This window comes from Njordella aestuarii (assembly GCF_056494165.1).
Map to the genome: position 1 here is coordinate 5,062,725 of NZ_CM151397.1, position 14,980 is coordinate 5,077,704.

A 14,980-nucleotide genomic window follows, 5' to 3' on the forward strand; every position below is an offset into this window, starting at 1 on the left:
TTGAGATCTTCCTTTATCGGGCTGGCCGCGTGGATCCTGATGCTAAGCTCAATTGTCGAATTAAGTTCTGTAGGTGACCGTTAGTTTCACGGTTGAGCAAGAGTCGCAATTGGCGGCGTGCGTCATCACTGGCGATTGATCCCAATAGCTTAATGGAATGCTCGCGCACCTTCAGATCGTAGTCTTCAGCCATCAACGACAGCCATGGCATTGGATAGTACGTTTGGTCGCCAACAAGCTTTTCAAGCGCGTTGATGCGTTCCTGCGAAGTACCAACGGTGAGTGAAACAGCGGTCTGAAGCAATTCTTCACTCATCCCACGTCGCTGAAGTTCTGACATCGCAGCGCCTGCGATCTTTGGCTGCACGCTGCCCAACAAACGGATGAGATCACCTGACGGCATCTCTTGCAGTCCCGCAACTGCCTGACGTTCGGCTTTGTCTTCAACTAAAGTGGTGGCTCTTGGATTTCCAACATCTTCAGACCCCAGATCGTCCAGTTCATCGTTGGTCGCAGCAGATGCATATGCGACTGTTCGGATCGTACCTGCCGTTCGGTTGGGATCATCTTTGTGCCGGATAGTCCGAGGAGAATCGTCCTTGAGTTGCCCAGACGTTACTTGCGAAACCTGCAAACTTTCGGACGGAGAGTCTTCTCCATTGTTTTCAATGGTGCGAATCATTGGCTGGAGCAAACTTTCAGGCAGGGCAGGGGCTGCGTCTGACATTACTGCGAAAAGGTCTGGCTCGAACGTAAGAGGTGAACTGTCGGCAATCAATTCATGGATTGCAGGCAGACTGAAATGAAGTCGCTCTTCTGCCCCCAACGAGCGTAGTGAATTGCCGACCGCTTGAGTTCCATTTGCTGAACTCTCGTCCGTTGGCGTGCGGTCAACGATATGAATGTTGGCGTTGTTAAGTTGCGAGATTGCAAATTCTTTGCGTCGGCCTGCTTTAGCATGTCTCTGGACAATCGAGCCGGGATCAGAACTCGCCTTCGCATTGAATCGGATGCGGGCTTTCTCCCCAGAATCTTCGCTGCTTTTCGATGGCGAGTTCGTTTGTGCGGCTACATCCGATGTGCTGCCAAATCGAATTGACGACGGATTTGAGTCTAAATTTTCATTAGTGTGCGATGCCGAAGCTAACAATTGTTCGTAGCGATTCAACAGTCGCTGCCGATCTTGTTCGGCAGTTGGAACAATATTGCGTTCAATCATTTCTCGCCGCCGTTCGATCAGCTTACATAACAAGCCCGCGTTCAGGCCAATCATGGGCATCTGCAACTGCTCAAGGCATAGATCAAGATCGCCAGCACCACCGGCGACGTTTGAACCGTTGTTGGCAAACGAGTCCAACATTTTGAAAGCCAGCAACGCACAGTCTTGACGCGTGTGCGTTGCAACCACCGTTAACAGTTCGGGAATCGAATTAGGCAGTTGTTCCTGCAGCTTGACGATCGCAGCAATCTGTGGATCGTTCGCTGGGAGCGTGGTTGCTGCGGTCGCCAGACTTGCGGGAGTATTCCCATTTAGTTGGGCTACAAAACTGTTTGACAGTTGATTCCAAAAGAGAAACACTCCAGCCGCAAATGTTGTCGTGACGACGACTGGAAATAATGAGATCGATCGCGACGATTCCTGCGACGATGGCTGCAGATCGATAGCCGGGCCGAGCAACCAGTCTGCATCGATAAGTGGTTTTCGTCGAAACATCGTAAACTTTTCCGTGAGCATATTTCTACAGGCGGACGAAAGTACGGCCGAGTGTAGAGCGGTTTCTGCGGCAAGCATGCAAAAATCGCCATTTTGACTCAAGGTCAACTTGCCATCCGCAGATTGCTTATCTTGAAAAACCGCGATTTCGCGATTCTTTGCGGCCAATAGGCTGTGGGCTCAGTGGCTTCTTGGCCGATTAATTGTCAACGAGGATCGTTTGCGAAAGCGAGCTGCCTCTACCCAGCTTGACTAAGGCACCCAGCTTGCGTGGACCCTCCATCCCAATGGATGTCCGATTTTTTAAGTCAACGAGTCGCAACTGCTGCGTTTTACAACGCATGCAAAACGGTAAACAAGTATGCATTTCAAGCTACCCAAGGTGCCTCGCGATACGTGCTCTCAACGACGACGTACCCTTTGTAGCTTGGCAGGTGCTGCATCGCTGCTCGCGTTCTTGAACCGCCCGCTCAAGGCCGATGGCTTTGAACGCGATAGTCAATCATCTGCAGCAACCAAAAGTCTTGCACTTCGCGAAATTCCTACGCACCTACTGAACAAAGAAGCTCAGGCAAAGGTAGCCGGCGTAGTCAATTCATGCAGCTACTTCCGACGTATGCCGGAAAAGTCGATTGAATGCGACTCGCAAATTTTTGAAGAGTTGGTTCGCTACCCAGAGATTCTGGTCGGCATGTGGGATCTGATGGGAGTTACCCGCGTCGAAGTACAACGTACCGCGCCGTATGTTTTTCACGGTGATGATAATGCCGGGACACGCTGCGTCACCGAATTGCTGATGGGCAATGACAATACGCACATCTACTACGCAACGGGTGACTATACAGGCAAACTCGTTCCTCGCACGTTGGAAGGACGCACCGTCTGCGTAATCCACAGTTCAAGTTCCAAATCAGCCGACGGTAGAGACCTCATTACCGCACACATGGATGTCTTTCTAAAGCTAGATAACATTGGCGCTGACATCGTCGTTCGGACACTGAGCCCGCTTGTGGGTAGTACCGCCGATCAAAACTATGTCGAGTCGTTAAAGTTCGTCTCTCAACTATCGCGTGCTTCTGTCCAGAATCCAGGCGGCGTAAAATCTCTCGTTGATCGCATGGCTAAGGTTCAGCCACCGGTCAAAGAACGGTTTGTCAACGCCGTCTACTTGGCCTACGACCGAGCAGAAAACATAGCGTTTGCAGATAACGATCCTGCTGATATTGAAAGCATCGGTCCTCAAACCGCGCGAACGGCAACACCTCACACCGAACGTTAAGACCGATTAGCATCGAAGAACGCCAACAAATCTCGCAGTTCATCCAGGTCCATCGTATGGACGAGATTTTCTGGCATGACGCTGGTGGCGATCTCTTTCTGTTCCTCGATATCTTCCATTGCGATGTCGACTGTAGTACCGTCGGCTTGTAGATACCGAGCACTTTCACCGACACCACCACCGTTGACCTTCGAGCCGACGACAATCTTTCCGTCAGTGGTCAGTACTTGCCATGTTACGTACAGTGGAGCAACTTCACGACTCGGCTGAAGTATCGACTGCAGGGTCTTTTCTCTTGTACTACCACTTGCAATCCCAGTTAGCTCCGGACCAACGGTTGCACCGCGGCCAGTAAAGGCATGGCATTTCACACATTGTGATCGAGTCCAAACTCGCCAACCAGCGGCCGGATCGCCCCCCGAGCCGACTTGTTTCAGCCACCCCGCCAGATCATCCGTCTTCGGTAAACTCGCCACATGTGATTTGGCAGCATCTGAATCGGCGCTCGCGCGTTCCATCGCCTTTTTTATACGGGCAAGTTCAAGATTCAAATCCCCATTCACATCCCGCGTATCGACTTTGTTCATCTGCAAAGTTGCTTGCTGCGGTGCGTTCGCCGCCAGCGCTGCTAAAGCGTCCGCCCGCAGACCTGAAGGCTGTTCGCTGTCTTGCACTAAGCGTTCTAACAGTGCTATGGCTTCGTCGTTCGCCTTCACACCCAACCAAGAGATGAACTCGTGCGACAGCAGTTCGTCTTTTGATTTTGAAACGTTGGTATAAGCGTCTGCTACATTTGCAAACGCATACTCGCGTGACAGCTTCTTCGCAGCCAAGATCCTCAGTTTCATGTCACGCTTGGCATCCAATACGATTTCGGCCAGCATGCTATCTTGCGCTGGATCAGTCCGACTGCCAGATGCCGAACCGGTTTTTAAATAGCTTATCGCCGCCACGAGTGCGGAAAATTCTTGCGATCCCTCTAACTCGGTCGCGGACAGCCTTTCTTCCAAAAGCGGCACAAAGCTCTGGTCGCCTGTTTCCGTCGCCCAACGAATTGCGTACAGCCGCGCGTCATAGCTCTTGGAACCAATCGAGTCCTTGAGCAGCTTGCCAATGCTTTCACTAGAGAGCTGCTGCGCGGTCAGTTGCAACCAATGCAGCTGCTGCAACTCACGGAGTGTTAACGAGGAATCTTTCTGAAGCAATTTGGCGATCGACGAACTATCGATTGCAATATCCGAATCTTCGATCTTCGCACCGACTTCAGGCTGTATTGCGTCGGCAGATGTGGGGGTCAGTTTCCAAATCCGGCCTTTTTGATGTACTGAGTAACTTCGGTCGACCCAGTCGGTAACATACAGCACGTTTTTGGATGTTCTCGCGAAATCGACAGGGCGGAACATCGCGTCACCTTGGATGATTGTACGCGTTACACCGGAGCCACCAGAATCTCTGCTATCAAGCTTCACTTCTTCAATTCGGTTGTCACCCCAACTAGTAACCCAGAGCCGATCATTGATTTGAGTGACTGCACATGCGGCCTCCCCAACACCCGCCGCCATTCCCTTGGTCCCTGGGTATTCTCCGTTCCAAGCCAACAGTGGATGCGTTCCGGCCCGCCCGAAGCGAAACTGAAAACCGTAGTCGCCTCCATGAATAACTTTTAACAAACGGTTGGGCGGAGTCGCATCAGGATCGTTGTCCACCACGAACAACTGCCCGCTGGCGTCTGACGAAAGCCCGAAAGGATTCCAAAAACCAGTTGCATACCGAGTCAGTTTGGAACCGTCTCTCTTGCAACGATAGAGATTTCCACCCTCGCCTTGCCCCTGCTGCACACTTCCATCAGTGCCAATCAGTTTGTACGGCTCGCCGAAGTTCTCGCCTTGTCCAAAGATCATTTCATCTTCACCGATCAACAACAACGAAGACAGACCGTTGTGCGGGTAGTTGGCGTCGGTAGCGTGATCGATTATCTGCTCGTTGACGTCGGCCTTGAAGTCGCCGTCATTGTCCTTGAGTCGGATAATCTGGGAACGCGATGATGCGTAAATCCAACCCTCAGCATCACAGGCGATCGACATAGTTGCCACGCCGCCTTCAAAGAACAATTCGCGTTGCTCGAAGTTGCCATCCTTATCTTTATCGATATACACCCAAATGCGATCGACTTTTGGTCCCGAATAATCATCCGGCGGAAAGTGAGTGTGGCATTCCACCACAAACAGGTTGTCATTCGCGTCGACATCGCAAGCCGTTGGCGTAACAATCCGCGGCTCCGAATCGAGCAACTCCATTTTCCAACCATCGATCAACACCTGCGGCACCGGAATCTCCTGCGCATTTATTTGCGATTCTGCATCGCTAATGTTTAGCCAGAGTGGCAACGCCCAGCAAAAAAGTCTAGCTGTTGCCCAGCAAATACTGCGTATTCGTTCAGAAAGCATGCTTTCGTCTTCCGATGATGGTAGAGATGATGATTTGGCGTGTTTACGATGGTCGAGAACCAATGATTTAGAGCCTTAGTTAAAACGTGAACTTTCCCGCTCACCCAGAAGAAGAGAATACTTCTTTCGCAACCTTTTAATTTCGTCCGGCGAGAATTGCCCACCCCCTATGCGTAGTTCTTGAATCTGCGGAAAGTTGCGTTGCAGAAGAGCTTGGGCAGTTATTTTCGTATTGCTGATGTCAAGGTAGTAGCATGGTAATAGCTTCTCCAAATCGGACAAGCATTCATCCGTAATGGCTGTGTTTGCCAAACTAAGCATACCAATCGCCAGATGCGGTTGACATAGATAGGCGACATCTCCATCCGCGAAAGACGACCCACTAACATCTAGATAGTTTATTGGCGTTTGCCAGTCGCGAAGCCATGCTCCAGTAAACTGCTTCCCTCGAATAGCTAGACGGCTCATTGCTGCAACTCGACAATTGGCGAGTCCGGCGTCGGTAAAGTTACCATCCATCAGCGTCAATCTTTGAATGCCCGTAGTAGCGAGCAAAGACGGCAACATTGCGTCTGTTAGATCGGTATTGCTCAGCGAAAGTTCGCTACATTGGATCGTGGGAAGTGCTTTTTGCAGCTCCGCATCGACTATAGGTACGTTGTGTAAAACTAACTTTCCAAAATAATTCGTACTCTGCAAGAAACTACCGTTCAATTGGTTGCCACTGAGGTCCAACTCTGAAAAATAGCCCATCGGAATCTTATCACATAGCTCTATCACTCCTTGGTCGCTTAACTGATTGTTGCAAAGTCGATATTTTAATAAATCAAGCCTGACAACGAGTTGCGCCAAGTCTTCATCAGTCAACTTCATTTCACTAAGATCAATAGATTCAAGACTAAGATTTCGCAGCAATGAATCTATTTCGTTTACATCGAGATCAAGGCCAGCCACAGACAATTCCGTCAGGTTCTTGCAGTTCACTAAAGCAGTGAGCCCATCAGCCGATACGCGAGTATGACTCAGGTCGATTGAACGCGGATCTATCATTCCGACCAGCTTGCCCAGCCCTTCGTCATCCAGATCTGAGTATGCAAACGAAATCTTCTCGAGGTGCCGCAGGTCATACCTTATCTTGTATGACTTCAGTCCGTCTATCGAAGCCCTCGGACCCAAATTCAGTTCGACGATCTTACCATCTTGAACCTCTAGGCTACCGTATTGCCTTTTCAGTTCCTCCTGTAGCGCGTAAGTGCTCGCGAGCTGCCGATCTTGATTCGACTCGAAACGGCCGATGACAACACTGGATAAGAGCGTCACAACCAATAAGCATCCCGTCCAATAACGATGCGTGCGACGATCTTGAAGCAATTGCTCCTTATGGCTCGACCGATCGTCATCCAACGTAGCATATTTTGTCAAATACCATCCGCTGCCTTTCAAAATGAACAATCCCACAAGCACCGTGGTGAACAACCCTAAAAGAAGTAGCATCGGTGAAAGGAAAGACGTTGAATTTGTCCGATTCTCCCAAACAGCCATCCCGAACGTCACAAGTTCGAAAGCTACGATGTAACACGCTAATGCGAAGACAAGTCGAACGCGAGACTTTACGCGGAATACAATCGAGACCAATGGCAATGCGACAAATGTGTTGATCAAGATTAAACCCACCGAAAGGGCGAAGGCAATCGAGTATGGGTCATTGCCTTGAAAATTCGACGCTCCCATTTCTGACCCACGGACTAAGAAAATCAGACAGGCGACGATCGTTGCTAACGCAAACAAGTCCTCGATTCGCAGTGCACCGCGAGGTGTTGACAGCCCCGGTCTCAGTGCGAACCGCCATCCGCATAAGCCTCTCATCAAGTAAAGCGGCAGAGCACCAACCACAAGAACGCATGGCAGACTAAAACTTATCCAAACAACGCTTAAATCGTCGGTTAGAACAAAACTCGTACCGCCCAAACGTGCGCCTAACAAAGTCGATCCAATGGCTAACGCGGTGTAGGCTGCAGCGATCGCCACACCATTGAGCCAAACTCTACCAACCAACGCAGCGAAAATTCCGATAAGAATTACTTGAACATAGGTTAAACACATAAGACCATAGTTCAACAAACTGTAATAACGTGAAATCCTCCCAAAAAGCGCGAAAATCAGTAGGTTCGCTACCAACAACAGAATTAAGCATAACAGCGGCAAGACTATGCTGATTCGCCGAGTTGGCTTCCTGAGGTTCTCCGGCTCACCTTTTTGAAATATCTCTGCGTGCATGACCGCGCGATCCCGACAGGACTAGCAATTCCAGTTCTTCGAAGAATTGTAGCAGAATTCGATACGGCGGAATTTTCACCGTCCTGGCTTAAACACCGCCACTTCTTCATGTGACCACTGACAACATTAAACAAATATCCTCGATTAGCGGCGCGCTCAAAGGATGTTTTTTCTGGTGCTTTTGATTGAGTCACTCGAGAAATTGCAGCGTTTGTCGCTACAATTGAGGTTAAGCAGAAGCAGATCAGCAACGCTCGTCGCGTCATTGTTCACAAACCGTTAAAAGCTGGCTCGCAATTCGCATATAACTGAAGTCCTGGTTTGTTAATCTGTTCACATCCATTGAAACTCGTCGCTCGACATATACAGCAAAGCAATTGAAGCTTATTTGCAGTTACTTCATTCCTTCCACCGTTAGAAATTTGATGAAAGCCAAACTATCTGTCTTCAGCCTTTCTGCATTTCTCTACTTCTCCGGCACTCCACTAACAACCTTGAACATTCTAACCGCGGCGGAACCATCCGAATCTGCTCGAATCTCCGCCGATCAAGTGCAGGCCATGGTCCAACGAGCTACTGACTACTTGCGACTGAGGGGGCAAGCTGCTGATGGCTCGTTCAGCCAAAGCAGCGGCGTCGGAGTGACCGCTGTCGTCGCGGCGGGCTTAACAGCGGTTGGACGCGAGAATGACCAAGCGACCAAGAAGGCGTTCGAGTACTTGCTCAAACATGTACAACCTGACGGCGGCATTTACTCCCAAGGCTCGACGCATGCCAATTATGAAACTTGCATCGCTGTGATGGCCTTGTCGCAAGCCAACAAGTCAGGTGAATATACCGAGATTCTTAAGAATGCCGATCGCTTCATCCGCAAAGGTCAGTGGGACGAGGACGAAGGAATCGCAGAAGAAGATCTGAATTTTGGTGGAGCAGGATACGGTAGCAAAGCTAGACCAGACCTGTCGAATACGGCCTTCATGGTAGAAGCTCTACGTCAACTGGGCGCTGAGGAAAACGATCCCGCCATCCAGAAAGCGTTACTGTTTGTTACCCGCTGCCAAAACCTTGAGTCTGAGTTAAATAGTTCTCCGTTTGCTGCGAAAGTAGATGACGGTGGTTTTTACTACACAGTTGCTGCGGGCGGTGCGTCAATGGCAGGGCAGAACGACGACGGTGGACTCCGCTCCTATCCAGCGATGACGTACGCCGGACTGAAAAGCATGATCTACGCTGGCCTTACAGAAGATGACCCACGAGTCTCTGCGGCCAAGAAGTTTCTCGCAACCAACTATTCTGTAGACACAAACCCAGGCCTGGGCCAGTCGGGCTTGTTCTACTATTACCAAACGATGGCAAAAGCGTTGAAAGCCAATGGCGAAGCGAAATTTGACACGGCCAGCGGAGAAAGGGACTGGAAGCAAGACCTTTTTACGGCACTGAAAGACAAGCAACGAGAAGATGGATCGTGGGTCAACGAAGACCAACGCTGGATGGAATCGGATCCAAACCTTGTCACAGGATACGCTTTGCTTACGTTAGCGACGCTGACAAACGAAAAATAGGTCACCAAATTTTGGCTCGTCACGCGAGCGGACTTTGTTCGCACCTCGATTTTGTCAGTTCCAACTGATGTCCCGTAGGAATGTAGCGTATTCCGTTTACAATTCTTCGCTTCCAATCTAATTCTTGGCGGCGAAGGGCAGGGCGGGGTGAACACCCATTTTTCGGACGATCGCGATGTACTTCCCAGCGTCCCATCCGCGCGGGATCCGGTTTTACGACGCCGCGGTGCTACTACCAGCGGTCGCCTAACGATACTTACCATATCAATCGCTGTAGTCTTGATCAGTGCGGCAGGCGGCGCGTACGTTGAGTTCGTAAATGGTGCCAACTATTGGTCGTTTGCACGACGCCAAGACTTCTTGCTTTGTCGCGGTTTAGAAATCGTGATCGGCGTTTGGCTGTTCACCGTCGGCAGCAGCCTTGCCAGCTTCCTCAATGTCGTCGCGTGGCGAGCGCCGCGGGGCATGTCGGTAAATGGACATTCGTTCTGCCCCCGTTGCTTGGTCCCCATCAAGTCGATCGACAACGTACCAATAATCGGTTGGTTGCGACTTCGGGGTCGTTGTCTAGTTTGCCAGCTCCCCATATCAGCCAAGTATCCGATTTATGAGGCTCTGGGGGGCTCGCTTTTCTTGCTCTTGTACGTCGTCGAGTTCTTAAGTCATGGTCAAAACCTACCAACAGTTGCGCCGGTTCGGCTTGAGTACGGTCTGCCTGTAAACATTTCTTCATTGCCGAACTGGCTGCAGTGGAGTTTCGCAGTCCATCTTTTGTTAGTAACCCATATGCTTCTGATTCATATGACACGAACTGGTGGAGCTTTCTTACCCAGGTTATTCAACATTGTTCCGATCCTCGCGGTTGTAACGATAATGTTTGCATTTCCAATATCGCTCTCGTGGTCAATTCTGAGTTCTGCTCGTTCGTTATCACCTTCGAGGATTGAGGTTATTTCCTATCTCTGCCAAGCGATTGGGGGCGGTATTATCCTTGCGACGCTTACCTATCGAGCATCTGGGCTGGAGCATGTGGACGAATATTCAACGCAGACTGTGACTGGCTCGCATGCTACACGGCAAAGCAGTCGCCTTTTTTCCTGGACGGCAGCGAGTGTCGCATTGACGATTGCAACGGGAGTGATGGGTAGTATTTTTTGTGTATCGTTATCGACAGTAGCAGCATGGTTAACAAGATCCACTCAGTCTTTTCGATGGTGGCATGCGATGCGAGACGAACACAGTTGGCTGATCTTTTTTTGTGTACTATATCTGTTAGTTTGGCGTCAACTAGCAGCTTTTCCCGTCGTGATAGGAATTCTGCTGGTGATTGCTGTTGGACTAGCCAAGTTCAGTCCTGAGCGTCGGCGAACGTCGAGCGGGAACACTTCGGAGGGGACAGATAGATCGTTGCTTGAGGTGTCGGAGTAAATTCCCGATACGGTTTGCTAGGATTTCGCTCCATGGTAGAATCGCCGACGAACAGGGCGTTTGCCGGGACATGAGAGTTGTTGACGACCGCCATACAAGGGACTGAAGGCATTCCCCCCCTTTTTCGGGCTCATAGCTCAGTTGGATAGAGCAACGGATTTCTAATCCGTAGGTCGCAGGTTCGAGTCCTGCTGGGCCTGCCTTTCATATTCTGCGTCAACGCAGTTTGCATAGGAATACCTGCGATTTCCTTGGTCTTTTGGTGATTCGGCGGTATCTTCTGACGACTCCTGATTATTCCTGATTGCACCAATTTCTGCACCAACTTTTGAGTCGGTAGAGTCATCAGTAAATGCAACCCCTCGGATGCGCCGCGCGTTGATAGCCGAGCTGCTACCCTCCCATACGCTGATTGCTATTAGTTGAAAACAGCAATGCAATGAAATCCAATCTCTCGACTCGATCGCTGGTTCGGGAGAGTTTGGCCAAACTTCAAGGCCTGCTATTAAAACAAGAGGCGTAGAAGACGAAATCGAACTGGCGACAGGAATCCTTACGACCCGTCGAGAATCTTTGCAACCAGCAGTGTTGCATTTGCGACGAGAGCTTAGCTGTCGTACTCTATCCAGGCGCGAGGCACGCAAGGGACTCTTTAGGCATGTCGATTGCTAGTAAATGCAAAACTATGTCGCCTATGAAATACGCATTTCGTCACCCGCTCTTGTATCGTTTCACTCGATACTTCCGAGGGCGGGAACCCATCGTGTTATTCGGGATCTTACTTGTCGTTCTATTGAGCTGGGGATTTATTGAACTCGCTGGCGAAGTTGTAGAAGGTGACACTGCCTCGTTCGATCAATGGGCGGTTCGAAGTCTTCGTCAGCCAGACAATTTGGCACTGCCGGTCGGGCCACCGTGGATGGCTGAGGTTGGTCGCGACTTGACAGGACTGGGTGGAGTCGTGGTGTTGCTGCTCTTCATCTTTGGATCGGCAGGGTTTCTTGCAATCAACGGTGCATATCGCATGCTTGTCCTCCTACTTGTGTCGACTCTGGGTGGCATAATCGCAAGTTCGTTGATGAAGCAGTGGTTCATGAGGCCTCGACCGAATATCGTACCCCATCTATCTGAGGTCTACACGAGCAGCTTCCCAAGTGGTCATTCTATGATGTCTGCTGTCGTCTACCTCACCTTGGCCACGCTCCTGACGAGTGTCGTGCGTCATTTTTGGGTGCGAGTCTATGTTATTGGGGCCGCTGTGGTACTAACCGTTTTGGTCGGCCTAAGTCGGATCTATATGGGAGTGCACTATCCAACCGATGTTCTCGCGGGTTGGGCGGCTGGGCTGGTTTGGGCTTTGAGTTGCTGGTTAATTTCCAAAGTCGTCTCGTCCCCCAAGATTGACACTCAGATTCAATCATGAGTTCTGGCAAGTAGTATCTAGTATCTTCGCGATGCGTGCTCGCTGTACCTTTGAATTCGGTCCAGCAGCAAGCCGAATGTGCCGTCAGAGAGTGACCCAAGTTCCTACAACTCGAGCGTCTAAACAACGTAGGAAACGCTACTGCCGAATTGAGAGATTGACGTCTGAAACGGCTTGGGAAAGCTGATCGATGAATCCTGGCTGATCCACCAAGTGCATGATGGCTGGGTGATTCAGCAACTTCATGGCAATGTTGCGGTTCATTGGCTGGCCCGATGCTAGTAACTCTCGAATCGAATCATCTTGCTGCAATGTCTCGATCGCTTCTTTTACACTCGGTTGCTCTCTGAGATCCTGCACCGAAGGATGCTGAATGACTTCGTTCATCTTAGCAGGATCGGCTAAGACAATCGCTGTGTCTTGCAACTCTTTCAGCTTCCGCAGTTGTGGGATCTTCTCTACCGGATTGTTTTGCCGGATTAGCTCGCCTGTACAGCTTTCGTCTACGAAGTGACTGGTCTGAAAAATGATTTGATGAGCGAATGGCGCTTTGGATTCGTCGATGCCACTAGCCGCCAATTGTTTGCGTTGTTGCGGCTCCATTACAAGCAAACCGCCAATTAAAAAGACTATGGCCACAACGCCTTGAGCGAAACCAAAGGCAAATCCTAACACATTGTCACACTGCTTTGCCTTGGGGTGATTTTGAAATGATCGACGGATCACGAAGGATGACAGGACTAAGCATGCGACGACAATCGCTATACCAGCCGCGCCAACTGCGATTGCTCGATTGAATAATCCATCGGTACCGATCAGCTCCGATAGATTATGCTCAAATCTCATCGCGAGCTTTGGTGCGCAGACAGTTGCGATGGCGAAGGCTGCCACCGACGAAATTTTGTAAGAGATGCCAAATCGATAACCACTGAATGCCCCGACACCTCCAGTGGCAGTTAAGACCGCCAAGATGTAGTCGCCGCAATAAGCGAAATATGCTGCTGGGTAGAAGAAGACGATACACCAAAACAGGCGCATCGGCATGCCCATTCGGCCTTTGGGTTCAGCATTCATTTTAGTTCGGTTCAAACATTGCGAAATCGTAACGACTTGCAAGAAACCTAGTTCATTTTCGTCCGCCGCTCAGAGCTCCAATTGCATGCCGAGCAACTTCGGTTGACGCTGTAAAGATTTGTATCGATTATGCGGGCTAGCCTGATTTTCTGGCTACGAAACAGTCTCGTCCCCAGTCCTTCAAACACTTTTATTCAGGCAGTTCTCCGGTTGTAAGTCGCCTAGAAAAGGGCTGCTAGTCTTTTCTCATCTGGCTTTCGTTGAAAATCGCCATGACGATCTTTCATATCCTATCCACATTGCATTCGTGGCGATCCCTACTTGATTCTTAATATGTGGGTGAGCACAATGCCTGACTTGTAAGTTTGTATCGAATACTTTTCCAGCAGATCTCAGATACTCGGGTCATATCGAGCATTGAGCGAGTTACTTTGATTTCTCGCGCGTGCCTCACATATAGTGGGATCCATCAAAAGGTCGAACGACAAGAAAGGTTGTTGCTGAATGTTCAAGATCCGAGGACTTCGATGGTGGATGATAAGCTTGATTATGTTGGGCTCGATCATCAATTACCTAACGCGCAGCTCTTTGTCCGTGGCCGCTCCTGAGTTAAAGGTCGACTTGGGAATCGGCGAGATGCAGTACAGCTGGATCGTCACAATTTTTCAAGCGATGATTATGCTGCAACCGATTTGTGGCTATGTGCTTGACATACTTGGCTTACGTTATGGTTATGCACTTTTTGCCACTGCTTGGTCCTTGATAAGTATGGCGCACGGCCTTGCAACGAGTTGGCTGTCGCTGGCCGGTTTGCGTGGCGCTCTTGGGTTTGTGGAAGGGTCCGCCAATCCAGCTGGAATGAAAGCGACATCGGAATGGTTTCCTGCACGCGAGCGTGGCTTTGCAGGCGGTATCTATAACATCGGAGCTTCCTTTGGATCGATGCTTGCACCACCGTTGGTTGGCTGGGCAATACTCATGTACAACTGGCGAATCGCGTTTGTCATTACAGGAATTTTGGGACTCGTGTGGGTGGTCGTGTGGCTAATTTGCTACGAATCCCCTGATCGTCACAAAGCACTTAGTGCCGAGGAGTCTGCTTATATCGAGGCTGGACAGGAAGAACATTTAAAGGGCGATGGGAAGTCGCCAAAGATTACTTCGATTCTTGGGCGAAGAAATTTCTGGGGAATCGCTTTGCCAAGGTTCTTGGCAGATCCGACTTGGGGCATCCTTGTGTTTTGGATGCCGTTGTATCTAGCCGAAACTCGTGGGTGGCAGCTCAAGGAAATCGCTTTGTACGCGTGGATGCCGTTTCTTGCAGCCGATTTCGGGTGCATTTTTGGCGGTTGGTTCAGCTTCTGGTTACAACGCAAGTGGAATGTTAAAGTAATTGACTCACGTCGTTGGGCGTTCACCATCGGTGCCGTAACGATGCTGGCCGTCGGATTCGTGGGCTTCGTTCAAAACCAGTACCTCGCAATTGCTTTGCTAAGCTTGGCTGGTTTTGCACATCAAACGCTTTCCGTTACCGTAATTACGATGGCTTCAGATCTGTTCAAACGAAACGAAGTTGCAACTGTGGCCGGGATGGCAGGTACGTTCGGAAACGCTGGGCTGGCGATTTTTAACCTTGCAATCGGATACCTTGTGTTGAAGATCGGTTATGCACCGTTCTTTGTGATTCTGGGCTTTCTTGACATCATCGGCGCGATCATTCTTTGGACCGTGGTGGTTGATCCAGAAAAGGACGCTCATCCGCGACTCATTTAACGA

General features: G+C 50.1%; 9 protein-coding genes and 1 tRNA gene. 6 read left to right on the forward strand and 4 right to left on the reverse strand.

The genetic code is table 11. From position 1 onward, the window contains the following. Window positions 1-13 precede the first annotated feature (13 nt). Window positions 14-1,714: a hypothetical protein gene (locus SH451x_RS19950; protein WP_479358838.1), complete on the reverse strand. Its 1,701-nt coding sequence runs from the start codon at window positions 1,712-1,714 to the stop codon at window positions 14-16. Between the two features lie 361 nt (window positions 1,715-2,075). Here SH451x_RS19950 and SH451x_RS19955 point away from each other — a divergent pair, with 361 nt between their 5' ends. After that, window positions 2,076-2,993: a hypothetical protein gene (locus SH451x_RS19955; RefSeq protein ID WP_479358839.1), complete on the forward strand. Its 918-nt coding sequence runs from the start codon at window positions 2,076-2,078 to the stop codon at window positions 2,991-2,993. Here the strand turns inward: SH451x_RS19955 and SH451x_RS19960 are convergent. Both SH451x_RS19960 and SH451x_RS19965 read right to left on the reverse strand, forming a co-directional pair. Then, window positions 2,990-5,440, reverse strand: a complete 2,451-nt coding sequence (locus tag SH451x_RS19960) for a PVC-type heme-binding CxxCH protein (RefSeq protein ID WP_479358840.1) — start codon at window positions 5,438-5,440, stop codon at window positions 2,990-2,992. The two genes, SH451x_RS19955 and SH451x_RS19960, sit on opposite strands and share 4 nt — an antisense overlap. A 75-nt stretch (window positions 5,441-5,515) precedes the next feature. Beyond that, window positions 5,516-7,543, reverse strand: a complete 2,028-nt coding sequence (locus SH451x_RS19965) for a leucine-rich repeat domain-containing protein (protein ID WP_479358841.1) — start codon at window positions 7,541-7,543, stop codon at window positions 5,516-5,518. Window positions 7,544-8,142: 599 nt separating this feature from the next. Here SH451x_RS19965 and SH451x_RS19970 point away from each other — a divergent pair. The 4 genes from SH451x_RS19970 (at window position 8,143) to SH451x_RS19985 (ending at window position 12,130) form a co-directional block, all read left to right on the forward strand. Then, window positions 8,143-9,279, forward strand: coding sequence for a prenyltransferase/squalene oxidase repeat-containing protein (locus tag SH451x_RS19970; protein WP_479358843.1), 1,137 nt, complete (start codon window positions 8,143-8,145; stop codon window positions 9,277-9,279). Window positions 9,280-9,426: 147 nt separating this feature from the next. After that, window positions 9,427-10,707, forward strand: coding sequence for a prepilin peptidase (locus SH451x_RS19975; RefSeq protein ID WP_479358845.1), 1,281 nt, complete (start codon window positions 9,427-9,429; stop codon window positions 10,705-10,707). Between the two features lie 126 nt (window positions 10,708-10,833). Then, a tRNA-Arg gene (locus SH451x_RS19980) sits at window positions 10,834-10,907 on the forward strand. A gap of 485 nt (window positions 10,908-11,392) precedes the next feature. Next, a complete protein-coding gene (locus SH451x_RS19985; protein ID WP_479358847.1) occupies window positions 11,393-12,130 on the forward strand; it encodes a phosphatase PAP2 family protein in 738 nt (245 codons plus the stop codon). Between the two features lie 138 nt (window positions 12,131-12,268). Here SH451x_RS19985 and SH451x_RS19990 read toward each other — a convergent pair whose 3' ends face one another. Next, the gene (locus SH451x_RS19990; RefSeq protein WP_479358848.1) at window positions 12,269-13,204 is read right to left on the reverse strand and encodes a CvpA family protein; all 936 of its coding nucleotides are present in this window, start codon (window positions 13,202-13,204) and stop codon (window positions 12,269-12,271) included. 504 nt (window positions 13,205-13,708) lie between these two features. Between SH451x_RS19990 and SH451x_RS19995 the strand changes: the two genes are divergently transcribed. Beyond that, complete coding sequence (locus tag SH451x_RS19995) at window positions 13,709-14,977, forward strand: MFS transporter (protein ID WP_479358850.1); 1,269 nt, start codon at window positions 13,709-13,711, stop codon at window positions 14,975-14,977. Window positions 14,978-14,980 lie beyond the last annotated feature (3 nt).

Bases quoted from the DNA above. Each gene is read 5' to 3' on its own strand.
- SH451x_RS19950 (WP_479358838.1), bottom strand. From the start codon at position 1,714: ATGTTTCGACGAAAACCACTTATCGATGCAGACTGGTTGCTCGGCCCG.
- SH451x_RS19955 (WP_479358839.1), top strand. From the start codon at position 2,076: ATGCATTTCAAGCTACCCAAGGTGCCTCGCGATACGTGCTCTCAACGA.
- SH451x_RS19960 (WP_479358840.1), bottom strand. From the start codon at position 5,440: ATGCTTTCTGAACGAATACGCAGTATTTGCTGGGCAACAGCTAGACTT.
- SH451x_RS19965 (WP_479358841.1), bottom strand. From the start codon at position 7,543: ATGTGTTTAACCTATGTTCAAGTAATTCTTATCGGAATTTTCGCTGCG.
- SH451x_RS19970 (WP_479358843.1), top strand. From the start codon at position 8,143: ATGAAAGCCAAACTATCTGTCTTCAGCCTTTCTGCATTTCTCTACTTC.
- SH451x_RS19985 (WP_479358847.1), top strand. From the start codon at position 11,393: ATGTCGCCTATGAAATACGCATTTCGTCACCCGCTCTTGTATCGTTTC.
- SH451x_RS19990 (WP_479358848.1), bottom strand. From the start codon at position 13,204: ATGAATGCTGAACCCAAAGGCCGAATGGGCATGCCGATGCGCCTGTTT.
- SH451x_RS19995 (WP_479358850.1), top strand. From the start codon at position 13,709: ATGTTCAAGATCCGAGGACTTCGATGGTGGATGATAAGCTTGATTATG.